We start from the raw sequence: 22061 nt of genomic DNA, 5'->3' as shown, positions 1-22061 counted from the left end.
CAGCGTGAGGGGCATAAGCGAGTTATTGCGGCTGACGCCGAGACTGATCCAGCAAACTACCTAGGCTGGCCGCTTTTGGCTTCACCAGCCAGAAGTGGCGCGCATAGTCGCTGAAGTCTTCCAAAATAGCCGCCCCGCGCGCGGAACCCGTCGCGGCCACATAGGCTTCAATCATTTCACGCAGGTGACGACGATACGCCTCCATGGCCTCTGTGTTGACGCGATGAATCTCAACCAGCTCATGGTTGTATTTATCCACGAAGGTGCGATCTTCATCCAACACATAGGCAAACCCACCGGTCATACCTGCGCCGAAGTTAACGCCCGTTTCACCAAGCACACAGACCAAACCGCCGGTCATGTATTCGCAGCAGTGGTCGCCTGCGCCTTCAATGACTGCAGAAGCACCGGAATTACGCACCCCGAAGCGCTCACCCGCCGTACCGGCTGCAAACAATGTACCGCCGGTGGCCCCGTACAGGCAGGTATTACCGATAATCGCCGTTTTATGGCTCTCAAACTGGCTGACTTTGGGCGGCACAATCACAATACTGCCACCGTTCATGCCCTTGCCGACGTAATCGTTGGCGTCGCCTTCGAGATACAAATTCAAGCCACGCGCATTCCACACCCCAAAGCTCTGGCCTGCTACGCCAGTAAAGCGAGCGGTGATCGGTGCCGTTTCCAGGCCCTCTTCGCCATAGCGCTTGGCAATCGCGCCAGAGGTTAGCGCCGCCACACTGCGGTCGCAGTTGGTGATGGTGAAATCGAACTCACCGCCCGAGCGATTTTCGATGGCGTCTTTCAGCGCCGCCAGCACTTCCTGGTTTTTAGCACCCGGATCGTGCGGCACGTTACGGCTGACCTTACAGAACTGCGGTGCATCTTTAGGCACAAAATCATTCGCTAGCAGCGGCGTAAGATCAAGCTTACGCTGGGAAGCCGTGTTGCCTTCCAACACTTCAAGCAAATCGGTACGCCCGATTAGATCGGTCAGCTTGCGCACACCCAATACCGCCATCAGCTCACGCACTTCTTCGGCAATAAAGCGGAAGTAGTTTTTAACCATATCCACGGTGCCACGGAAGTGCTCGCCGCGCAGGAAATCATCCTGAGTGGCGACACCGGTGGCGCAATTGTTGAGGTGACAGATGCGCAGGTACTTACAGCCCAACGCGACCATCGGCGCGGTGCCAAAACCGAAGCTCTCTGCACCGAGTATCGCCGCTTTAACAACGTCGAGACCGGTTTTTAGGCCGCCATCGGTCTGCAGGCGAATCTTGTCGCGCAGGCCGTTGATACGCAGCGCCTGATGCACTTCAGGAAGCCCCAGCTCCCAAGGAGAACCGGCATGTTTGATCGAGGTCAGCGGGCTGGCCGCCGTGCCGCCATCGTAGCCGGACACGGTAATCAAATCCGCGTAGGCCTTGGCCACACCGGTGGCGATCGTGCCGATCCCCGGTTCCGATACCAGCTTCACCGACACCTGGGCATCCGGATTGACCTGTTTGAGGTCAAAAATCAGCTGGGCCAAATCTTCGATAGAATAAATATCGTGGTGCGGCGGCGGTGAAATCAGCGTGACGCCGGGTACCGCGTAGCGCAGCCGGGCAATCAGTTCGTTCACTTTGCCGCCAGGCAGCTGCCCGCCCTCACCGGGTTTGGCGCCCTGGGCGACCTTGATCTGCAGTACTTCTGCGTTGACCAGATAATGGGGCGTCACGCCAAAACGGCCGGAGGCGATCTGCTTGATTTTCGAGCTACGGATAGTGCCGTAGCGCGCCGGGTCTTCACCGCCTTCGCCAGAGTTGGAGCGGCCGCCCGCTTCGTTCATGGCCTGGGCCAGCGCTTCGTGAGCTTCCGGCGAGAGCGCGCCCAACGACATACCGGCGCTATCAAAGCGCGGCAGCAGCTCTTCAACCGGCTCTACTTCCTCCAGCGCAATCGGCGTTTCTGCCGGCTTGAGCTTGAGCAAGTCACGAATGGTGGCCACCGGACGCTCGTTCACCAACTGGGCGAACTTCTTCCACTTGGTGTAGCTGCCTTCCTGAACCGCCGCCTGCAGCGACATCACTACATCGGGGTTATAAGCGTGGTACTCGTGGCCGTGGACATACTTGAACATGCCACCTTGAGAAATTCCTTTACGCGGAATCCAGGCGTCTTTCGCCAGCAGCGCTTGCTGCATCTGCAGCTCGGCAAAACCGGCGCCTTGGATGCGCGACGCCATACCGACAAAGCACAGATCCATTACTTCGTCCGCCAAGCCCACGGCTTCAAACAGCATTGAGCCGCGGTAGGAGGCCAGCGTCGAGATACCCATTTTAGACAGGATCTTGAACAGGCCTTTCTGCAGACCTTTACGGTAATTCTCGCGGCCATCAGCCGGGTTACCGGTTAGCTCGCCCGTGCGATGCATATCCGCCATGACCTGATAAGCGAGCCACGGATAAACCGCCGTCGCACCCACGCCAAACAGCACCGCCATCTGGTGTGCATCCCGTGCGTAACCGGTTTCCACCACGATATTGGCGTTGGGGCGTAGCGCCAAACGGCCTAAGTGAGAGTGCACGGCACCCACGGCCAGGGCGGCCTGTATGGGAATCAGCCCTTTCGCCAGCTCGGCATCGGTGAGTACCAGAATGACTTTACCGGCGCGCACTTGAGCTTCGGCTTCTTCACATAGCGCTTTAAGCGCTTGGTGCAGGCTCTGCTGTTCAGGATCGTAACCCAACGACAATGTATAGCTGGCAAACGCCGGATCATCCTGGCTGACCAACGCGGTAAATTTGCGTGGGGACAGTACCGGCGTGGTCAAGATCAAGCGATGCGCGTGCTCAGGCGTCGCTTTAAAGACGTTCAGCTCAGCACCACAGCAGGTTTCCAGCGACATCACGATCGCTTCACGCAGTGGGTCGATCGGCGGGTTGGTGACCTGGGCAAACTTCTGACGGAAGAAATCCGTCAGCAGGCGCGGACGACTGGAGAGCACCGCCATCGGTGTATCGTCGCCCATAGAGCCAACGGCTTCCTGACCACTTTCCGCCAGCGGACGCAGCACTTGGTCGCGCTCTTCAAAGCTCACTTGGAACAGTTTCTGCTGCACGTTGAGCGAATCGGTATCCATGCTCTGGAAACGCGCCAACTCGGTTAGCGCCGACTCTAAATAATTGGCTTCCTGCTTTAACCAACGCTTATAAGGGTAGGCGGACTTCAGGCGCTCATCGATATCGGTGGTATGCAGCACTTCGCCGGTCTGGGTGTCTACGGCAAGCATTTGACCGGGGCCAACACGGCCTTTGGCCACCACGTCTTCCGGCTTATAGCCGTAGGTGCCCGTTTCCGATGCCAGCGTGATATAGCCGTTTTTGGTAATCACCCAGCGCGCCGGGCGCAGGCCGTTTCGGTCCAGCATACAGACCGCTTGGCGACCGTCGGTCATCACCACGCCCGCAGGACCGTCCCACGGCTCCATGTGCATGGAGTTGTATTCGTAGAAGGCGCGCAGCTCGGCGTCCATGGTTTCAACGTTCTGCCACGCGGGCGGCACCATCATGCGTACCGCGCGGTGCAGTTCCATGCCGCCGGTCAGCAGCACTTCCAGCATGTTGTCCATGCTTGAGGAGTCAGAACCGGTGGTGTTGACGATTTCGTCCAGCTCGGCGATATCCGGCAGGCGCTCGTTAACGAAGTTGGCTTTACGCGAGTTTGCCCAGCCGCGGTTGGCTTCAATCGTGTTGATTTCACCATTGTGCGCCAACAGCCGGAACGGCTGTGCCAGCGGCCAACGCGGTGCGGTATTGGTCGAGAAGCGCTGGTGGAAAACGCAAATGGCAGTTTCCAGACGCGGGTCATTCAAGTCGTGATAAAAGGCCGGCAGATCTTCCGGCATCACCAGGCCTTTATAGGAGATGACTTCCGACGATAGCGAGGCGACATAGAAGTCTTCTTCGTCACGCAGCGCCTGCTCAGCGCGGCGACGAGCCATAAAGAGGTCAACATCGAAGTGTTCACCCAGACCCGGCTGTACAAAAAGCTGACGAATACGCGGCAGGCAGTCCAGCGCCATGGGGCCACAAACGCTGGGGTCGGTAGGCACATCGCGCCAGCCCAATACGTTGAGGCCGCGCGCTTCAAGCTCACGCGTTAAGATATCGCGGGCATTTGCTTCACGGGCGTCATCGTTGGGCAGAAACACCACGCCCACAGCAAAGCGTTCGCCCAATTCAGCGTCAAATGCCTCTTTGGCCAGCGCCTGCATAAAGGGAGTGGGCATTTTAAGTAGCAAGCCACAACCGTCGCCGGTCTTTCCGTCGGCAGCGATACCACCCCGGTGGGTCATGCAGGTCAGTGATTCAATGGCAGTTTTCAGCAAATCGTGGCTAGCCTGGCCTTCCATATGGGCAATCAGGCCAAAACCACAGTTATCGCGAAACTCGCCAGGCTGGTGAAGACCTCTATTCATGGGCGTGCCTCTACTAGTCAACGTATTTTTTTAGCAGCGTGCTTATGGTATAAAGGACGGTTTTGCTTTTTTTATGATGCTTATAACCTGCCCAGAATGGGGTGTTTCCCACGTTCGCTGCCGCAAGAAAATGGCCGGTCAGCATAGCGATTAGCGCCCACGTTGCGCAATCGCTTGGTGCTTATAACGTTAGAGAAACTCTTTTCAAATCCTGTATTTGCACTCTCATTCAAGAAAAAAATACATATACTTCAAAGGCTTGTAACGAAAAGAAACGCCACTTTAGGACTCTTTATTTTCCATTAGACTTTAGTCTTATTCACGGAAAACCACCCATGCCGATAGCGCATAAGGCATACGGATTATTGAAAGCGTAGCAACCGGGTTAAGTTCACAGACAGTTTTATCAGCGCAAAAATACTGTCAAAACTGCCCCACTAGGAAGCAGCTCTGCCGGGAAGAAGAAAGTAATAGAAAGGATTGATAGGCCACTTAGCGGCGCGGATAGTCATCCAGCAGCGTGCGGAGAACATCAACGGGCGTGGCATCGCTAACGCAGGCATCGCCCAGGGCGTTAAGTAACACCAGACGCAGCCGTGTATCGATATTTTTCTTATCCAGCCGCATACGGGCTAAAAAGTCATCACTCGACATGTTGAGCGGTGCCACTAACGGCAACTCGGCACTCTCGATTACCGCCAGGCTACGCGCTAGTGCTGCTTCATCGATCCAGCCTAGCCGGTTTGAAAGCGTTGCCGCCATGGCCATGCCCGCGCCCACTGCTTCACCGTGTAACCAGTTACCGTAACCTTGGTGGGCTTCAATGGCGTGGCCAAAAGTGTGACCCAGGTTGAGCAGTGCACGCACACCCTGCTCGGTTTCATCTTCGGCAACGATATCTGCCTTGATTTGGCAACTGCGCGCAATAGCGTCGGCGACTACTTCCGGCTCTACGTCGAGTAGCGCGGGCATATTGGCTTCCAGCCAGCTTAAAAATGCTTCATCACGGATAAAACCGTACTTGATAACCTCGGCAAGGCCAGCGGAAAGCTCGCGACGCGGCAGGCTCTTCAGGGTATCGATGTCCACCAGCACGGCTTTGGGCTGCCAGAAAGCGCCGATCATGTTTTTACCCAGCGGGTGATTGACGCCGGTCTTGCCCCCTACCGACGAATCCACCTGGGAAAGTAGCGTGGTGGGCACCTGGATAAACGCCACGCCGCGCTGATAGGAAGCGGCGGCATAGCCGACCATATCGCCAATCACCCCGCCTCCTAAGGCGATCAGGGTACAGCGGCGGTTAAAACCAGCTTCAAGCAGCGCATCCCAAATGCGGCTGACCTGCTCAATGGTTTTGTACTGTTCGCCATCAGGCAACACAACCGTGCGCACATCTAAATGCGTCGGCAGGCTAGCGCAGAGTGTTTCCAGGTAGAGCGGCGCGATAGTCTCGTTAGTGACTACCATCACCTGCTGGCCCGCAAGGTAAGGCGTCAACGTATCGGCTTGACCGATCAGCCCGGTGCCAATATGAATCGGGTAGCTACGCTCATCTAAAGCAACCTGAAGTGTGCGTTGCGCGCTGGCGGTCGAGGTCATTGCGATACCTTATTATGGTTAAGCGGCCCAGCCGAATGAGGCGAAGAGGAGGGCTCCAGCGGGTCCACCAGCCGATGCACCCGGCGCAGGATCTCATTCACCACCGCCCGTGGGCTACGCCGATCGGTGCGCACAGCAATATCCGACGTGGCACGATAGAGCGGGTCGCGCTGAGCAAACATGTCATTGAGTACCTGTTCGCGGTTAGCGCACTGTAGCAACGGACGATTGCGATCTTTCGCCGTCCGCTTTAGCTGCTGGTCGACGGTGGTCAACAGATACACCACGGTGCCGCGCTCGCGCAGTGCGCGGCGATTTTCTTCGCGCAGCACCGCACCGCCGCCGGTAGCGACAACCACGGGGGAGAGACGGGTTAACTCATCAATCATATGGATTTCGCGCAGCCGAAAGCCCTGCTCGCCTTCAACATCGAAAATCCACGGAATATCCGCCCCGCAGCGGTCTTGAATGGCGTGGTCACTGTCAAAAAATTGGCGCGAAAGCTCCGCCGCCAATAGGCGACCAATGGTGCTTTTGCCGGCCCCCATGGGGCCTATAAGAAATAAATTGGGTAAATCCTGCATCAGCGAACCGTTAAGCCATCGTCTAGGAGTCGTGGAGTAATAAAGACTAACAACTCTACCTTCTCATTGCTCTCTTCGGTATAGCGAAACAGTCTACCTAGCAAAGGAATATCGCCCAACAACGGTGTTTTGGCGATTTGACGCAGCTCTTCGGTGGTCAAAATACCGCCTAACACCACTGTTTGGCCATTATCGACCAGCACTTGGGTCTCAATCTGATTGGTATCAATCGGTGGTTCGCCGCCAAACTCTGATTCACGGAAGCTATCATTTTTGATGACCAGATCCATGATAATGCGGTTATCCGGGGTAATCTGCGGCGTGACTTCCAGCGAGAGCTCAGCTTCTTTGAACTCGGTATCCGGATTGTCGTTGCCATCAACACTCTGGAAGGCGCGCTCTTCACCCTGGCTGATGCGGGCAGTACGCTGATTGGCGGTAATAATGCGAGGCTGGGAGATAGTCTGGCTCTTGCCTTCGCTCTCCAGCGCGCGCAACTCCAAATCCAATAAGATATCGCCAGATAAATAGCCAAAACTAAAACCGGTGCCTGGCCCCGTAGCGGCACCCAAATCGACGGCCAAACCGCCTTGGGCACGGTTGATGCCATTAGGATTGATATCACGTCGAGTGAAATTGCCATCTTCACCTTCTTGAAAACCGCGTGTGCTCGACATCCCCCAGTTAATACCCAATTCGCGTGAAGCGGTGTCTCGGGCGATGACAATGCGCGCTTCTATTTGTACCTGGCGAACGGCGACATCCAAACGGTCGATGGTGCGTACAATATCGCGCACCTGATCGGCGGTATCCTGCACCAGCAGCGTATTGGTGCGATTATCAATACTGACACGGCCGCGCTCGGTGAGCAGCCCAAAGCCATCGCCGTCACCGCCACGCAGCAGCAGGGCCAAATCCTCAGCCCTGGCATACTTGATCTCGATAAACTCAGTCACCAGCGGGGAAAGGGTTTCACGCTGGTTACGCGCCTCTAGCTCTTGTCGCTCTAGCTCAGCCAACTCACTGGCGGGCGCCACCACAATCACATTGCCCTGTTCACGGCTCGATAACCCCTGGCTTTGCAGAATCAGTGCGAGCGCCTGATCCCACGGGACATCATTTAAATTGAGCGTCACACGGCCGGTGACGCTGTCACTGGCAACCAAGTTCAGCCCGGTAAATTCAGCCAGCGTCGCTAGCACTGAACGCACTTCGATATCCTGGAAATTAAGACTCAAGCGTTCGCCATTGAAGCGCTCGCCTGTCGCCTGAGAGGGCTGTGACTCCTGGCTGGCGGGCTGCACTTCCACTGTCAGCGTGCGGCCACTTTGCGAAGAGATCATCGCATAAGCGCCCTGGGTGGCGATGGCTAACTGGGTGTCGCCCTGGTTGGCGCGGGGCGTAATCCGGGTGATTGGCGTGGCAAAATCGGTGACATCGTAGACCTGATTAAGCGAATCCGGAATCGCCACGTCGCGCAGGTCAACCAGCACTTGGTCAGGGCCACCTTCTCGGACGTTCGCCTCAACCCCTTCGCGGTCAAAGGTAACCAACAAGCGACCAGCACCATCGGCACCGCGCTGGAAATCGATATTTTCAATTTGTGGCCCTTCGTCGGTTTCAAGCCCCGCCGAAGAAACACCGGCTGAGGGCGTGGGCGAAGGGTTAGGCGATGCGGTCGGCGCGGGGGTTGCGCCAGATGCAAAGGTAATACGTAACCGACCTTCCTGCACGCTGGTCGTAAATGCCTGCGGTTCGCTGAGATTGACCACCAAGCGCGTGCGGCCATTGCCTTCAAGGGCGGTAATTTGTTCGACGCCGTGGCTATTAATGCTCAAACGTCGGGTGGCGAGCCCATTTTGGGTGCCAGCCAAATCAAACGTGACACGCGGCGGTGATTCCAAACGGTAGCTGCGCAGCTCGGGCACGCCACCAGTGAAGCTAAGATCAACGTTGGCGCCACCGCTGTCGGCGGGCTGCACGTCAACATCCGTCAACACTGACGCTACTGCCAATGAAGGCAACAGTGAAAATAGGGCGGCCATGGTTATTAAAAAAGTGATTCGCCAAACTGTAACTGCCATGAGCTAATATCCGCTTACTCGTTGTTTTCGTTGATAGCAAGCGACACTTGCCGCTGTTGCCAACCTTCCCGCTGGGTAAAGACACGCTCGTTAACACGAATTTCTTGAGCGCTTATCTGGGCAATGCGTCCATAGTCGGTGCCCATATAGTTGCCCTCTTTCACGCTGGTCACATTGCCATCTGGAGAGGCGATCATCGCCACTTGCCGCCCCGCCATACGCATCGTACCGACCAAACGCAGCTCCTGCAGAGAAAAGCGCTCTAGTGGCTCAGGGGTACGCTGCTGGTCAGGCGCAAGCGCGCCCTCGCTACGATTAGCGTCATCCTGAGCAATGGCATCTGGCGGTAAAAAGGGGCTGCGGTCTTCGCTATATAAATAAGCCAAGGTACGACTTTCAGGCAGCGCAACCGCAATGACCGGCGGCTGACCGCCTGGCGACTGACGAATATTGGCCAACGTGCGTTCCAACTGAGTTAACTCGGCATCCGCACAGGCCGTGAGCAGCACCACACTTACCATTATTCCTATGAGCTTAGCTGTGCGCGTCATAGTGGCTCCGCCCCGTCAGTTGGGGGCTGGTCGCCCGGCTCCAGGTAACGATAAGTGCGGGCCAGTAGCGAAAGGCGCAGCGTGTCGCCACGCTCTTCTACCGGCTCCAAGTTAAAATCGTGCTGGGTCACCATGCGGGGTAACGACGCGATATCAGCACTAAAGCGTGCCAACTGGTGATAGTCACCGCGCACCTGTATATCCAGCGGCTGCTCGACATAATGGGGCTGGGTTAGCGTTGGACGCAGCCGAATCGTTTCAATGGTGAGACGGTTGTCAACGGCGGCATCGCTAATGCTATCGAGCAGAGAAGGGATCTCGGCATCGGTGGGCAGCATTGTGCGCAAACGCGCTATTTGCCCTTCCAGGGTCGCCAGCTGTTCGCGCATTTCCGGTAAAAAGGCGGCTTCCGAGGCTTTACTGCGGTATTCGCTTAGCAGCCTCACCTCTTCACGCTGCGCCGCCCTAAAGGATTCCCGCTGCTCGCTTACTACGAACCACAGCATGACGCTCAATGCTGCCAGCAGTGCCAAACAACAGCTCAACACTTTTAGCAGCAATGGCCATCCACCGGCTTCCTTAATATCTAGATCGCGCCAATCGACATCACGCAGGCGCTGCCACTCGATAGCCCACTGCTCGCGATTAAGGCTCATGACGAACCCTCTTCTTCCTCACCCAGTTCTGCCACACCCTGCTCTTCCACATCTTGGGCAACACCTTGCGGCACCGCTACTGTGGTCTGCTCCACGTCAAAACGAAACACGCGACCAGCGCCGTTCTGTTCGCTCTCTACCGCCGATAATGAAGGCACTCCCATCCCTGGCAGCGCTGCAATACGGCGCAGCTGCTCAGAGACCTGTCGTTCACTGCCAGCCACCGCAGTGACACTGACTTGATCGCCGTTTTTCGCTAACCGTTGATAAATAACGCCGTTAGCCACGCTGTTAGCCACATCATTGAACAGTTGCACAGTGTCTGCTTGCTCACTCTGTAACGCCTGAAACACCGCAATCTGCTCACCTAGGCGTGCGGCATCACTGGCGTAGCGTGACACGCCCGCGATATCCGCATTAAGGCGTTCAATATGGTCACTAACATAAGCATTGCGCTGCTGCTGGGCCGCCAACTTAAGCTGGTAATAATGGGAGATCAGCAACCCCAGCGCGACGCCCAGTATCAGCATACCGGCCACGACAACATAAAATTTGCGGGTATTTCGCTCACGCTGCGCTTCCCGCCAGGGCAGCAGGTTAATGTTCATGCTCATTGGCTCACCCGCATTGCCAAGCCACCCGCGGTGAGCATCGCTGGCGCATCATTGGTCAACGCCTGAAGGTTTAAGCGCTTATTGACCCGCATGCGCTGGAAGGGGTTGGCAATGGTCACCGACATACCACTGTCTTCAGCAATCCGTTCGGCAAGCCCGGGAATCACGCTCGACCCGCCTGCCAACACAATGTGCTGCACCTCTTGCTGACGCCCGGCGGTGTAGTAAAGCTGCAAGGAGCGCCCGACCTGCTGCACTACGGTTTCCAGGAAAGGATTGAGGACGCGCTCATGGTAATCATCAGGTAGTCCGCCACGTTTTTTAGCGAAGCCCGCTTCCTCCATACTCAAATCGTAGCGTTCGCGAATCGAGTCGGTAAGCTGGCGGCCACCGAAAACGGTGTCGCGGGTATAAACGATATGACCACCACGAACAACGTGAAAGGCGTTCATATTGGCGCCAATGTCCACCAAGCCAACGCAGGCAGTAGGGTCATTCTCTACCTTTAGCTGGCGGCGCAATTCGGCAAGCGAACGCTCCATGGCAAAGGTTTCCACATCCACTGCCGCGGGCTCTAAGCCAGCGCGCTCTAACGTTTCCGTGAGTTGGGTAACATCCTGCTGACGGCAGGCCACCAGCATGACTTGCTGCTGCTCATCGTCAAAGGGGGCGGGGCCAAGGCACTCAAAGTCGAACGCCACTTCATTGAACGGAAAAGGAATATGGCGGTCGGATTCAGCCACAATGCGCTCTTCAATTTCCTCTTCGCTTAGCCCGATAGGAAAGGTCAACGTTTTGGTAATCGCGGCGCTGGCGGGAACGGCCACTGCTGCTTGGCGGGTAGAAGGTTTGGCATGCTCCACGGCGCGGCTCAGTACACTGGCAACGTCATCAATATCGCGAATACGGCGTTCGACCACCGCGCCTTCGCGTAACGGCCTCACCGCGTAGCTTTCTACTTGGTAGTTATCGTGGCACTGTTTTAGCTCAAGCAGCTTTACGGTCGCTGATGTAATATCGACGCCGATCAACCCTTTACCAGATTTCAGAAAGCGCATATTGGGTTCGGCTCCGCCTACTTGTCGCCCGTCTTCACATGTCGTTTGAGGTTACATGATTTTTAGTTAAGTCACACGCGAACCAACTTACGGCATATCAACACTGGTGGCCGCCGCCTCAGGTTCCTATAATGGCAGCCAATTGCATGATACGGCCGTTTAGATGCCTATCTTTTTATTCTTTCCAGGGTGCCCTTCGTACATGACGTTTCTTCGAACCCTTATTGTGTCGCTCTTTTTCCTGATTGTATCGTTAGTCGGTGCCACTGCGTTAGCCGTAGTAGGCGCCGCCATTTACTTTGCACCGGGGCTGCCCGACGTTCGCCAACTGCAGGATTTCGAACTACACACGCCGCTACGTATTTTTACCCAGGACGGTAAATTGATTGGCGAATTTGGTGAAGAGCGTCGCATGGCGATCAATTTTGATCAAATTCCTCAGGATATGATCAATGCCTTGATTGCCGCCGAGGATGCCAGTTATTTCGACCACGCAGGTGTCGACCCGCGCGGCTTAGCCAGGGCCGCAGTGGAGCTTGCGCAGAGTGGCGGCACCATCCAATCCGGTGGCTCGACCATCACCATGCAGGTCGCGCGTAACTACATGCTGACGCTGGACCAGACCTTTACGCGTAAAATTCGCGAAATTCTGCTGGCACTGCAAATGGAGCAGGTACTCAATAAAGAGGAGATCTTCGAGCTTTACGTCAATAAGATTTTCTTGGGCAATCGCGCTTATGGTATCGCTGCCGCCGCTGAAACCTATTATGACAAGCCGCTCGCCGAATTGAATTTGGCACAAACGGCGATGATTGCTGGCTTGCCCAAGGCGCCCTCTGCCTTCAACCCGCTGGCCAACTCCGAGCGTTCGCTGATTCGTCGTAACTGGATTCTGTTCCGCATGCGTGAACTGGGCTATATCGACGACGAGACTTATCAAGTCGCGGTGCAGGATCCCGTCACCGCCCGCCGCCACTTTACCCAAGCCGAGGTTGATGCCGCTTATGTATCGGAAATGGCGCGGCAGTACGCAGTAGAGCGCTTTGGCGATGAGGCTTACACCGGCGGCTATCGCGTCTACACCACCATTGATAGTGAGCTGCAGCCCTATGCCCGCCAAGCACTGGCCAATGGCTTGACGGACTACGACCTGCGTCACGGCTGGCGCGGGCCAGAGCAGAGCGACATTGCTTCCAGTCTTGTGGAAGCACAGGAGCAAACCGCGACCCAAGGGCTTGAAGAGGAGCTTTCCGAGTCGCCGGAAATTCGTCAGACCGCCCGCCAGGCCGCCCAGCGCAGCCAAACAGAAGTCGAGGGGATCGAGGGTGACGTCAGCAACTGGGTCCAGGTGCTTGAGCGCACGCCCAATTACGGCCTTCTACAGCCCGCCATTGTGGTCGAGAGCAGCGATCGCGAAATGCAGGTGCTTACCCGCCGTGATGGCCTACAAACTATTGCCTGGGAGGGCTTGAACTGGGCTCGTCCTTATCTGAGCCCGCGTAGCCGTGGTGCCGAGCCAAGCTCAGCGGCTGAGATTGCGGTACGTGGCGATCTAATCCGCGTGATTGAGAATGATGACGGCTCGCTTCGCCTCTCTCAGCGCCCGGATGCCGAAGGTTCGCTGGTGGTCCAAGACCCGCAAACAGGCGCTATTTTAGCCCTGCAGGGCGGCTTCGACTTTAATGCGAGTAAGTTCAATCGTGCCGTGCAGGCCCGGCGTCAATCGGGCTCGATCTTCAAACCGTTTATTTATTTAGCGGCCCTTGAAAATGGCGAAATGAACGCTGCCAGCGTGGTTAACGATGCCCCCGTGGTGCTTGACGATGGCAGTAACTCATTGTGGCGGCCGGTCAACTCTAGCCGCGACTTCCAAGGCCCCATGCGCTTACGCCCAGCCCTGGCCCGTTCGCGCAACCTAGTGACCATCCGTGTGCTGCAGACCATGGGGCTGGATTACACGATTAACTTTTTGGAAGGTTTCGGCTTCTCCCCCGCCCAACTTCCCAACGGCTTATCATTAGCACTAGGCAGTGCGAGCTTAACGCCCATGGAGATGACCAATGCTTATGCCGTTATCGCCAATGGCGGCTTCCAAGTAGCTCCATGGTTCATTGAGCGTGTAACCCGTGACGACGATAACGAAATTATCGATGAAGCCACTCCACAGGTCGCCTGCCCGAGCTGTGCCGAAGACCAGGAGACGGTGGAGATCGATGGTCGCGAGTACCCGATCGCCAAACGAGTAGCCGACCCGGCCGCTGTGTACATCTTGCGCGATATGCTGCGTGACGTTATTACCTCGGGCACTGGCCGCGGTGCGCTGAGCCTTAACCGTGACGATATCGTCGGCAAAACCGGTACGACTAACAGCCAGCGTGATGCCTGGTTTGCAGGCTTTAATAACAACTTGGTGACCACGGTATGGGTGGGTAAGGATAGTAACGAAACCATTTCTGAATATGGGGCTCAGGCCGCACTACCTATCTGGGTAGCGTTTATGGGTGATGCCCTGGAAGGAACGCCGAGTGCCGTGCCCGAACGCCCAGAGACTGTCGTTACGGCACGTGTGGACCCGAGCACAGGCCAGCGTTTAGCGGACGGTCAGTCTGGTGGTATCTCTGAGCTGTTCCATCAGGATCACTTGCCGGATTACCAGCAGCGCCGCATCAGCCGTGAGCTGGAAGAAGCCAGCGGTTCACAGGGGTCAGGCACCGCCGAGTCGATCTTCTGAAGCAACTGAAAAGGGCCTGGCGTAACCCGGGCCCAGTATTGATTTTCTAGCAACACCAACGATAAAACCCCGCTTTGGCGGGGTTTTATCGTTTAACGAAAGGACGTTTTATAGTCGCTCGCTCAGCTCGTGCAAAAAGCTTTCTGCCACATCATGCTCGTAACGGTAGTACGTCCACTGGCCGACCCGAGTGGAAGAAACCAAACCCGCGCGATAAAGCGTAGAAAGATAAAGTGAGACCGTCGGTTGAGATAGCGCGGTTTTATCACGAATATGGCTGACACAAACACCACCCTTCGGCGCCGTATCTTTTTGCGGCGGAAAATGACGCTCCGGCTCTTTAAGCCAGTAAAGAATGTCGAGACGTGCTGGGTTCGCCAGCGCGCTTAAAACGGTATTGATATCCATGATCACAGCCGTTCGTTGATAGCCAGATCATTATACGCGTTAAGGGCCAGACTGCCGAGGCAGCCTGACCCTTTCGCATCAAAGGATTGAACTTAACGTACTAGGGTGTCGAGCGCGCTGCTGTCAAAGTCAGAAAGCTCGTCAAGGCGACCATCACGTACTTTGTTAGCCCACTGCGGGTCAGAAAGCAGCGCGCGACCAATGGCAATCAAGTCAAAGTCATCACGTGCGCGCCACATGGCCAGCTCTTCCACATTGACACGGCTTTTGGAAGTCGGGTCTTCAGTGCGGGTAAAGTGCCCGGTACGGAACGTTTTATCGAGACCAACGCTGCCCACGGCGATAACCGGCTTGCCGGTTAATTCGCGAGTCCACGTTGCCAAGGTTTTATCACTGCCCTCAAAACCAGGTTCCCAGACGCGGCGTGTACTGGCGTGAAAAATATCCACACCATCATCGGCCAGCGGCTTGAGTATTTCACCAAGCGCGTCAGGGGTTTCAGCGATCATGGCGTCGTAGTCGGAGAGCTTCCACTGTGAAAAACGGAACATAATCGGAAACTCAGGGCCCACTGCTTCACGCACTGCACTTACAATCATACGTGGGAAGCGCAAGCGATTTTCCGCGCTGCCGCCAAAGGTATCGGTGCGCTGGTTACTCTCGGCCCATAAGAACTGGTCAATCAAATAGCCATGGGCGCCGTGTAGTTCGATGCCGTCAAAGCCAATGCGTTTAGCGTCACTGGCCGCGCGGGCAAACGAGGCGGCGACTTCGTGCATGTCGTCTTCGCTCATGGCCCGAACTACTTCAACGCCGTCTTCCACGATGCTCATCGGGCCAAAGCCGGGCACGCTGGTATCTGGCTCAACGCCTGGGCGCCGCTCACGGCCTACGTGCCAAAGCTGCGGTGCAATCTTACCGCCCGCGGCATGAACCTCTTCTACGACGCGCTTCCAGCCTGCTAATGCCTGCTCACCGTAAAAAGCGGGTACGCCGGGGTAGCCGTTAGCACCTAGGTGATCAATATAGGTACCTTCGGTGATAATTAATCCCACCCCACCTACGGCACGGCTTTTGTAGTAAGCCGCCACGTCCTCAGTGGGCACCCCGCCAGGCGACTGGTTACGTGTCATGGGTGCCATCACGATACGGTTACTTAGGGTCATGTTGCCCAGAGTAAACGTTTCAAAGAGAGGTGCCGATAGGTTCTGTTTAGACAACATCACTTTCGTCCTTTTATATATAGAAATATAGCAATATATTTAAACAGAGTGGTTGTATGGATAGCAAGATATAACGGTAGCAATAGCAAAAGGCCCAGGGCGATAAACCCAGGGCCTTTGAATAGCGTTCTAATCGCTGTGATTAAACAGCGTCCAGCACCAAGAGTTAACCGCTAACGGGCGTCACCTCCGGTTCGCGCTTGCTAGCCAGCCAGTTGGCGCCAATGGCGACGATCATCACTGCGACACCGGCAATCTCACTGAGCAGATTGGGGTAAAACACGGCAATAATCGCTGCAGTAATCGCGATGCGCGGCAGCCAAGACATGCGGGTAAACAAGTACCCTTCCAAGGCGGCAGCAAAAGCACCCAATGCCAAAATAGCGATCACTGCATTCCAGATCACCACGGGTACCGGCCCGCCCATAATGATCTCTGGATTGAAGACCATAAACAGCGGAATCAGGTAGAGCCCCTTAGCAAACTTCCACGCCTGGAAGCTGGTCTCCATCGGCTTACTACCCGCAATCGCCGCCCCGGCAAAGCCTGCCAAGGCGATGGGCGGCGTCACGTTGGAGTCTTGGGAGTACCAGAACACCACTAAGTGCGCGACCAGTAGCGGAATGCCAAACTCCTGGGTAAGCGCGGGACCCACCAGTACGATCAAGACGATATAACTGGCGGTAACCGGCAGCCCCATGCCCAGAATCAGACTGGCCAGCAGCACCATTAACAGCGCCAGCAGGATGTTACCGCCGGAGAAGGCCAGCATCATTGACGAGAACTTCAGCCCCAGGCCGGTTAGCCCGACAACGCCCACGATAATCCCGGCGACCGCACAGGCCATGGAAACCGCTACAGCGTTGCGCGCGCCTAACTCAAGGCCTTCGATCAGCTTGGCAAAGCCAGCACGTATGACGTCTTTAATCGCAGTGGCGGTTACCGGCTGCCCCTGACGAGGCGCGACAAACAAGAACCACAATGCATAACGAATCACCGCCACGGCCACCATGGTGACAACGGCGTAGTAGCCTACCCGCATCGGCGACATGCTCATCGCCAGCAGCCAAACCAGCACTGCCAGCGGCAGCAGGAAGTGCCAGCCATCCTTCATGACCTGGCGCATCTGCGGCAGTTGGTCCTTGGGTAGCCCCTGCATGCCCTGCTTAAGCGCGATGATATGGACGAACAGGTAAACCGTCGCGAAATACATAATCGCCGGCAGGATACTGACCTTGACGATGTCCAGGTATGGCGTATTGGTGTACTCAGCAATCAAGAACGCCCCGGCGCCCATCAATGGCGGCATAATCTGCCCGCCGGTCGAGGCCGCCGCTTCGATACCGCCCGCCTGCTTGGCCTTATAGCCCAGGCGCTTCATTAGCGGAATCGTAAAGGCACCGGTGGTGACCACGTTGGCTATCGCACTGCCGGAAATAGAGCCCATGCCCGCCGAGGCCAGCACTGCTGCCTTGGCGGGCCCGCCGCGCTGGCGGCCGGTGGCCGCATAGGCCATATCGATAAAGAACTTGCCCGCCCCGGTACACTCAAGAAAGGCACCAAACAGGACAAAGATAAAGATATAGGTCGCCGCAACGCCTAACGGCAGGCCAAAGATACCCTCTTGCCCCAGATAGAGCTGACCAGCGACCCGGTCAATGGTATAGCCGCGGTGCTCCAAAATGCCCGGCATCCACTCACCAAGCCATGGTAGCTCGCCCCGTGGCCCGGCAAACGCATAGACAATCGCCAGCAAGCCAATCACGGTCATCCCGAAACCCACCGCCCGGCGGCTGGCTTCCAGTACCGTGACCGTGGCAATGCAGGCGACCAGAATATCGGTACTGTTCCAGAATCCGGCACGGCTGAATATCTCATCCAGGTTGAGTACCAGGTAGCCACCGGTCAGCACCGCACCGGCAAAGAACAGTAGATCAAGTCCCCAGCCCACTACTCCACGTTTGCGAGTTGGGCCAAAGGCGGGAAACATTAAAAACGCCAGCATCATAATCAATGCCAGGTGAATACTGCGCTGATAAAAGAGCCCCAAGGGCTGAATACCGGCTGAATAAAGCTGAAACAGGGAAAGACCCACCGCCACAATGGTGATCGACCACAGCACCATGCGGGGTTGAATCGCATTACCGCCCGGCATCACGCTTGGCGGTTGCTTGGATTCGTTCATGAAGTCCTCGGAAGCGTTAACTAATGTCGTTTTTATTCACGCGGGGATGCGTGAGGGGCTATTAGCTGAATGGTCACGCGTTGCCCAGCAGCGTGATCACTTAGGCTCACCGGCGCATGCTCACCGCCAGGCCATACTACGCGATGGTTGACAGCAGGAGAGCCAACTCTCAATACATACCGGTTATTGGTGACAGGCTCGTTAATCGCATTAATCCAGTAACCGCCTTCACCGTCTGACACCTGCTCGCCGCGGCCAAAAATATGCCCGAGCCCCGCGGCAAAATCAGGTTGATGACTACGCTCCAATTGCATGACGCCCGCTGCATTACGATAGCAATCCAGCACCGTAAAATGCTCAACGGAGTGTTGCCACTTTATACACCAGCGACCACCAGCAGGCACCGCTTCATCCACCAGGGTGTCGCCTTGCTCAGTCACGACGGCTAGGCGCATAAACGCCGACGCCGAAGCGGGGGAAGCCCCCACTTCGGCGAACGGAGAACATGCAATCAGTAGCGCCAACAGTCGTTGCTGCCACTGCATGGCAATATCCTTCAATGCACTATCCTTCAATGCACTTTAGCGGTTACGGACGCAGACGATCCGGAATTTCAGCACCGACTTCTTCGAAGTAGCGCAGTGCACCTGGGTGTAGCGGCACCGGGGTAGAGTCCATGGTGAACTCAACGGTGGTGTCGTTCGCTGCCGGGTGAACGGCAATCAGCTCATCGGTGTTTTCGAACAGCAGTTGCGTCAGCTGGTAGGCCAGCTCTTCGTCCATATCGGCATTGACGACGAGAACATTGGGAATACCAATGGTCTGTACGGCTTCATCCATGCCGTCATACATACCGGCTGCCAGTTCGTAAGGGGCAAATACCGCCTCTTCTTCCTGGGCATTGGCCACTTCTTCATCGGAAAGACCGATCAGACGAATATCACGCGTGGCGGCTAGGTTAAGAATGGAGCTGGTCGGCGGGCCAACGCTCCAGAAGCCTGCATCGATATCACCGTCACGAATCGCATCGGCCGTTTCGTTGAAGTTGAGGCGCTGGGGAGTGAAATCGTCGTAGCTGACGCCGTTGGCTTCGAGCAGTGCACGCGCGTTCAGCTCGGTGCCACTACCCGGCGCACCAACGGAAACCCGTTTGCCTTCTAGGTCGGCAATCGACTCGATATCCGACTCGGCCAGGGTGACCAGCTGTACTGCGTTAGGGTAAACCGACGCCAGCGCACGAGTGTTTTCGATCTGACGACCTTCGAAGTCACCGGTACCGGTGTAGGCCTGATAGACAGTATCAGCCAGTGCCAGCGCAAGATCCGCATCGCCGCGCATGATCAGGCCCATGTTCTCAACCGAGGCACCGGTCACTTCAGCGGTCGCCTGGGCGCCTTCGATGTGGTTGTTGATCATTTCGGCAAAACCACCACCGATCGGGTAATAAACGCCGCCAGTACCGCCGGTAGCGATTGAAAGTTGTTGAGCGCTTGCGGGAAGCGCCACTGCGAGCATAGAAGCGGCAGCGGCTGTGGTGTATAGAGAGCGTAGAGTTCGCATGAGCGTTTCCTCCGTCCTGCTTGGACTTATAGGTATGGTTGACGAAAAAGGAGGTGTTGAAGCCCCAGCTTCTGCTAACTATCTAAAAGTAACCAGAAGCGGTGGAGGAGAAGTTAGCACGGCTGATGCGTTAGATGCTAATGAGGGTTATCAGCTCAGCGCCACCCTTAATTAGGCTTTGATCTTGAGACCAGACCTTGACAGAGGTCGACGCAGAAAAATGATGAAATTCTGCATAAATATATTCCTCTATGCCAAATTGTTATTATTTGGTCATTATAGCCGATAATTTTTCCCTTTCGTCAGTTGCCCAGGAGCCTTACCGCTATGGAGCTCAATGTTTTTGAGAAAGGCGCACCGCGCCAGAATCTGGCCATCAGTGCTTATCAGCAACTCAAGCATGACATTATCCGAGGCCGCTACGCTCCAGAACAGAAGCTGTTGATGAGCCACCTGAAAGAGCATTACGGCGCCAGCACCGGGCCACTGCGGGAAGCACTCTCACAGCTGGTGGCAGACCGCTTAGTGGTGGCGATCAGCCAGCGCGGTTACCGAGTGGCCCCGATGTCGCTGGCCGAACTCAACGACATTTACGACGCCCGAGCACAGCTTGAGGGGTTAATCCTGCGTCTAGCCATCGAGCGCGGCGACGACGACTGGGAAGCCATGGTGCTGGCCACGGCTCACCGGCTGGCCAAGGTCACCGATGTCAGCACCCCGGATGAGCTGCTCGACATTTGGGACCAACGCCACAAGGCATTCCATACTGCCATCGCCAGTGGCTGCAACTCCCCTCACCTGCTGCAGATGCGCGACACCCTGTTTAATCAAGTGGAGCGCTACCGTCATCTATGGCTTCAAGAAACCGTGATGTCACCCCAAGCGCTGGAGCTAAAGCGCCAGGAGCACGCCGCGCTGGTGGAGGTCATTCTAGCCAGGGACACTGCCCAGGCCGACACCTTGATGCGGGACCACTTGATGACCCCAGTGCCGATTATTACTCGGGTGCTTGAGGCGCGCGGCATCCGTTAATCGCTTCCTTTCAAAAGTTAAATTCTGCGTTTTAAAAAAATGTAGATATTTTATAAAAACGGCGATACATTGATTGTCAGCTATCTTGCATTTATTCCTGCCCACGAACTTAGGAAACACGCCATGACACATTTTAACTGGGACGACCCGCTGCTACTGGAACAACAGCTCACCGACGAAGAGCGCCAGATCCGCGATGCCGCCTACGATTACTGCCAGGAAAACCTTCAGCCCCGCGTGCTGACCGCCTTCCGCGAAGAGCGTTTTGACCGCGAGATCATGACCGAAATGGGCGAGCTTGGCCTGCTGGGCGCTACCGTTTCCCCCGAGTACGGCGGTGCAGGCGTTAATCACGTCGCCTACGGCCTGATTGCTCGCGAAGTCGAGCGCGTTGACTCCGGCTACCGTTCCGCCATGAGCGTGCAGTCCTCGCTGGTGATGTATCCCATTGAGACTTACGGCTCTGAAGAGCAGAAGCAAAAATTTCTGCCTAAGCTTGCCAGTGGCGAGATGGTGGGTTGCTTTGGTTTAACCGAGCCCGACCACGGCTCCGACCCCGGCAATATGATTACCCGGGCGGAAAAAGTTGACGGTGGCTACCGCCTGACCGGCGCCAAAATGTGGATCACCAACAGCCCAATCGCCGATATCGCCGTGGTTTGGGCGAAATCAGCAGCCCACGATAATCAGATTAAAGGCTTTATCGTTGAGCGCGGCACCGAAGGCTTCACGACCCCTAAAATCGAAGGCAAAGTGTCACTACGCGCATCGATTACCGGTGAGATCGTGCTGGATAACGCCTTCGTTCCCGAAGAGAATCTGCTGCCCAACGTCAGCGGCTTGAAAGGCCCATTCGGCTGCCTGAACAAAGCCCGTTACGGCATTGCCTGGGGCGTCATGGGTACCTCTGAATTCTGCTGGCACGCGGCACGCCAGTACACCCTCGACCGCAAGCAGTTCGGCCGCCCGCTGGCCGCCAATCAGTTGATCCAGAAAAAACTCGCCGACATGCAAACCGAGATCACTCTGGGCTTGCAGGCAGCACTGCAAGTCGGCCGATTGATGGATAGCGGCAACTGGGCGCCGGAAATGGTCTCGCTGATCAAGCGCAACAACTGCGGCAAGGCACTGGATATCGCCCGTCAATCGCGCGACATGCACGGCGGCAACGGCGTTTCTGATGAGTACGGCGTGATTCGCCATATGGTCAATCTGGAGTCGGTGAATACCTACGAAGGCACTCACGATGTGCACGCGCTGATTCTGGGCCGCGCACAAACGGGTATTCAGGCATTCTTTTAAGAACCCCTG

17 protein-coding genes are annotated in these 22061 nt (G+C 56.3%); 4 read left to right on the top strand and 13 right to left on the bottom strand.

Annotation, left to right across the window (positions count from 1 at the left end; all coding sequences use genetic code 11):
• Positions 1-22: 22 nt before the first annotated feature.
• From gltB to pilM, 8 genes are all read right to left on the bottom strand, one after another.
• Positions 23-4465: a glutamate synthase large subunit gene (gltB, locus tag CXF87_RS05480; RefSeq protein ID WP_101145795.1), complete on the bottom strand. Its 4443-nt coding sequence runs from the start codon at positions 4463-4465 to the stop codon at positions 23-25.
• 492 nt (positions 4466-4957) lie between these two features.
• Positions 4958-6064, bottom strand: coding sequence for a 3-dehydroquinate synthase (gene aroB, locus CXF87_RS05475; RefSeq protein WP_101145794.1), 1107 nt, complete (start codon positions 6062-6064; stop codon positions 4958-4960).
• The gene (gene aroK, locus CXF87_RS05470) at positions 6061-6648 is read right to left on the bottom strand and encodes a shikimate kinase AroK (RefSeq protein WP_008958864.1); all 588 of its coding nucleotides are present in this window, start codon (positions 6646-6648) and stop codon (positions 6061-6063) included. Before aroK ends, aroB begins: the two co-directional genes overlap by 4 nt.
• Complete coding sequence (gene pilQ, locus CXF87_RS05465; RefSeq protein ID WP_101145793.1) at positions 6648-8732, bottom strand: type IV pilus secretin PilQ; 2085 nt, start codon at positions 8730-8732, stop codon at positions 6648-6650. The genes aroK and pilQ overlap by 1 nt, the downstream gene beginning before the upstream one ends.
• Before the next feature lie 14 nt (positions 8733-8746).
• Positions 8747-9283 carry a pilus assembly protein PilP gene (locus tag CXF87_RS05460; protein ID WP_101145792.1) on the bottom strand — a complete coding sequence of 179 codons (537 nt, stop codon included), beginning with the start codon at positions 9281-9283 and terminating at the stop codon, positions 8747-8749.
• Entirely contained in the window at positions 9280-9939 is a 660-nt protein-coding gene (locus tag CXF87_RS05455) for a type 4a pilus biogenesis protein PilO (protein WP_101145791.1), read from the bottom strand. Before CXF87_RS05455 ends, CXF87_RS05460 begins: the two co-directional genes overlap by 4 nt.
• Positions 9936-10553 (bottom strand): PilN domain-containing protein, encoded by a 618-nt coding sequence (locus tag CXF87_RS05450; RefSeq protein WP_008958860.1) that lies wholly within the window; start codon positions 10551-10553, stop codon positions 9936-9938. Before CXF87_RS05450 ends, CXF87_RS05455 begins: the two co-directional genes overlap by 4 nt.
• On the bottom strand, positions 10550-11611 hold the full coding sequence (gene pilM / locus CXF87_RS05445) for a type IV pilus assembly protein PilM (protein WP_008958859.1): 1062 nt from the start codon (positions 11609-11611) through the stop codon (positions 10550-10552). The genes CXF87_RS05450 and pilM overlap by 4 nt, the downstream gene beginning before the upstream one ends.
• A gap of 202 nt (positions 11612-11813) precedes the next feature.
• Here pilM and CXF87_RS05440 point away from each other — a divergent pair, with 202 nt between their 5' ends.
• Complete coding sequence (locus CXF87_RS05440) at positions 11814-14342, top strand: penicillin-binding protein 1A (protein ID WP_101145790.1); 2529 nt, start codon at positions 11814-11816, stop codon at positions 14340-14342.
• A gap of 108 nt (positions 14343-14450) precedes the next feature.
• On the opposite strand, the gene CXF87_RS05435 is transcribed toward CXF87_RS05440, so the two are convergent.
• From CXF87_RS05435 to CXF87_RS05415, 5 genes are all read right to left on the bottom strand, one after another.
• Positions 14451-14750, bottom strand: a complete 300-nt coding sequence (locus CXF87_RS05435) for an ArsR/SmtB family transcription factor (protein ID WP_198556014.1) — start codon at positions 14748-14750, stop codon at positions 14451-14453.
• Between the two features lie 92 nt (positions 14751-14842).
• Positions 14843-15973 (bottom strand): NADH:flavin oxidoreductase, encoded by a 1131-nt coding sequence (locus CXF87_RS05430; RefSeq protein WP_101145788.1) that lies wholly within the window; start codon positions 15971-15973, stop codon positions 14843-14845.
• 166 nt (positions 15974-16139) lie between these two features.
• Positions 16140-18158, bottom strand: a complete 2019-nt coding sequence (locus tag CXF87_RS05425; RefSeq protein WP_101145787.1) for a TRAP transporter permease — start codon at positions 18156-18158, stop codon at positions 16140-16142.
• A gap of 32 nt (positions 18159-18190) precedes the next feature.
• Positions 18191-18703: a DUF1850 domain-containing protein gene (locus tag CXF87_RS05420; protein ID WP_101145786.1), complete on the bottom strand. Its 513-nt coding sequence runs from the start codon at positions 18701-18703 to the stop codon at positions 18191-18193.
• A gap of 43 nt (positions 18704-18746) precedes the next feature.
• A complete protein-coding gene (locus CXF87_RS05415; protein WP_008958853.1) occupies positions 18747-19718 on the bottom strand; it encodes a TAXI family TRAP transporter solute-binding subunit in 972 nt (323 codons plus the stop codon).
• Here CXF87_RS05415 and CXF87_RS21555 point away from each other — a divergent pair.
• The 3 genes from CXF87_RS21555 to CXF87_RS05405 all read left to right on the top strand — a co-directional run bounded on the left by CXF87_RS21555 (position 19717) and on the right by CXF87_RS05405 (position 22052).
• Complete coding sequence (locus tag CXF87_RS21555; protein WP_008958852.1) at positions 19717-19893, top strand: hypothetical protein; 177 nt, start codon at positions 19717-19719, stop codon at positions 19891-19893. The two genes, CXF87_RS05415 and CXF87_RS21555, sit on opposite strands and share 2 nt — an antisense overlap.
• Positions 19894-20045: 152 nt before the next feature.
• Positions 20046-20750 (top strand): DNA-binding transcriptional regulator CsiR, encoded by a 705-nt coding sequence (csiR, locus tag CXF87_RS05410; RefSeq protein WP_008958851.1) that lies wholly within the window; start codon positions 20046-20048, stop codon positions 20748-20750.
• Positions 20751-20873: 123 nt separating this feature from the next.
• Positions 20874-22052: an acyl-CoA dehydrogenase gene (locus tag CXF87_RS05405; protein ID WP_101145785.1), complete on the top strand. Its 1179-nt coding sequence runs from the start codon at positions 20874-20876 to the stop codon at positions 22050-22052.
• Positions 22053-22061: the final 9 nt, after the last annotated feature.

The sequence above is a fragment of the Halomonas sp. MES3-P3E genome, from assembly GCF_002836035.1.
In the GTDB taxonomy this organism is placed as follows: Bacteria; Pseudomonadota; Gammaproteobacteria; order Pseudomonadales; family Halomonadaceae; genus Vreelandella; species Vreelandella arctica.
The sequence above is the reverse complement of the archived record's forward strand: the minus strand, read 5'-3'. Positions and strand labels throughout refer to the sequence as shown.

Bases quoted from the DNA above. Each gene is read 5' to 3' on its own strand.
- gltB (WP_101145795.1), bottom strand. From the start codon at position 4,465: ATGAATAGAGGTCTTCACCAGCCTGGCGAGTTTCGCGATAACTGTGGT.
- aroB (WP_101145794.1), bottom strand. From the start codon at position 6,064: ATGACCTCGACCGCCAGCGCGCAACGCACACTTCAGGTTGCTTTAGAT.
- aroK (WP_008958864.1), bottom strand. From the start codon at position 6,648: ATGCAGGATTTACCCAATTTATTTCTTATAGGCCCCATGGGGGCCGGC.
- pilQ (WP_101145793.1), bottom strand. From the start codon at position 8,732: ATGGCAGTTACAGTTTGGCGAATCACTTTTTTAATAACCATGGCCGCC.
- CXF87_RS05460 (WP_101145792.1), bottom strand. From the start codon at position 9,283: ATGACGCGCACAGCTAAGCTCATAGGAATAATGGTAAGTGTGGTGCTG.
- CXF87_RS05455 (WP_101145791.1), bottom strand. From the start codon at position 9,939: ATGAGCCTTAATCGCGAGCAGTGGGCTATCGAGTGGCAGCGCCTGCGT.
- CXF87_RS05450 (WP_008958860.1), bottom strand. From the start codon at position 10,553: ATGAGCATGAACATTAACCTGCTGCCCTGGCGGGAAGCGCAGCGTGAG.
- pilM (WP_008958859.1), bottom strand. From the start codon at position 11,611: ATGCGCTTTCTGAAATCTGGTAAAGGGTTGATCGGCGTCGATATTACA.
- CXF87_RS05440 (WP_101145790.1), top strand. From the start codon at position 11,814: ATGACGTTTCTTCGAACCCTTATTGTGTCGCTCTTTTTCCTGATTGTA.
- CXF87_RS05435 (WP_198556014.1), bottom strand. From the start codon at position 14,750: ATGGATATCAATACCGTTTTAAGCGCGCTGGCGAACCCAGCACGTCTC.
- CXF87_RS05430 (WP_101145788.1), bottom strand. From the start codon at position 15,973: ATGTTGTCTAAACAGAACCTATCGGCACCTCTCTTTGAAACGTTTACT.
- CXF87_RS05425 (WP_101145787.1), bottom strand. From the start codon at position 18,158: ATGAACGAATCCAAGCAACCGCCAAGCGTGATGCCGGGCGGTAATGCG.
- CXF87_RS05420 (WP_101145786.1), bottom strand. From the start codon at position 18,703: ATGCAGTGGCAGCAACGACTGTTGGCGCTACTGATTGCATGTTCTCCG.
- CXF87_RS21555 (WP_008958852.1), top strand. From the start codon at position 19,717: ATGAGCGTTTCCTCCGTCCTGCTTGGACTTATAGGTATGGTTGACGAA.
- CXF87_RS05415 (WP_008958853.1), bottom strand. From the start codon at position 19,718: ATGCGAACTCTACGCTCTCTATACACCACAGCCGCTGCCGCTTCTATG.
- csiR (WP_008958851.1), top strand. From the start codon at position 20,046: ATGGAGCTCAATGTTTTTGAGAAAGGCGCACCGCGCCAGAATCTGGCC.
- CXF87_RS05405 (WP_101145785.1), top strand. From the start codon at position 20,874: ATGACACATTTTAACTGGGACGACCCGCTGCTACTGGAACAACAGCTC.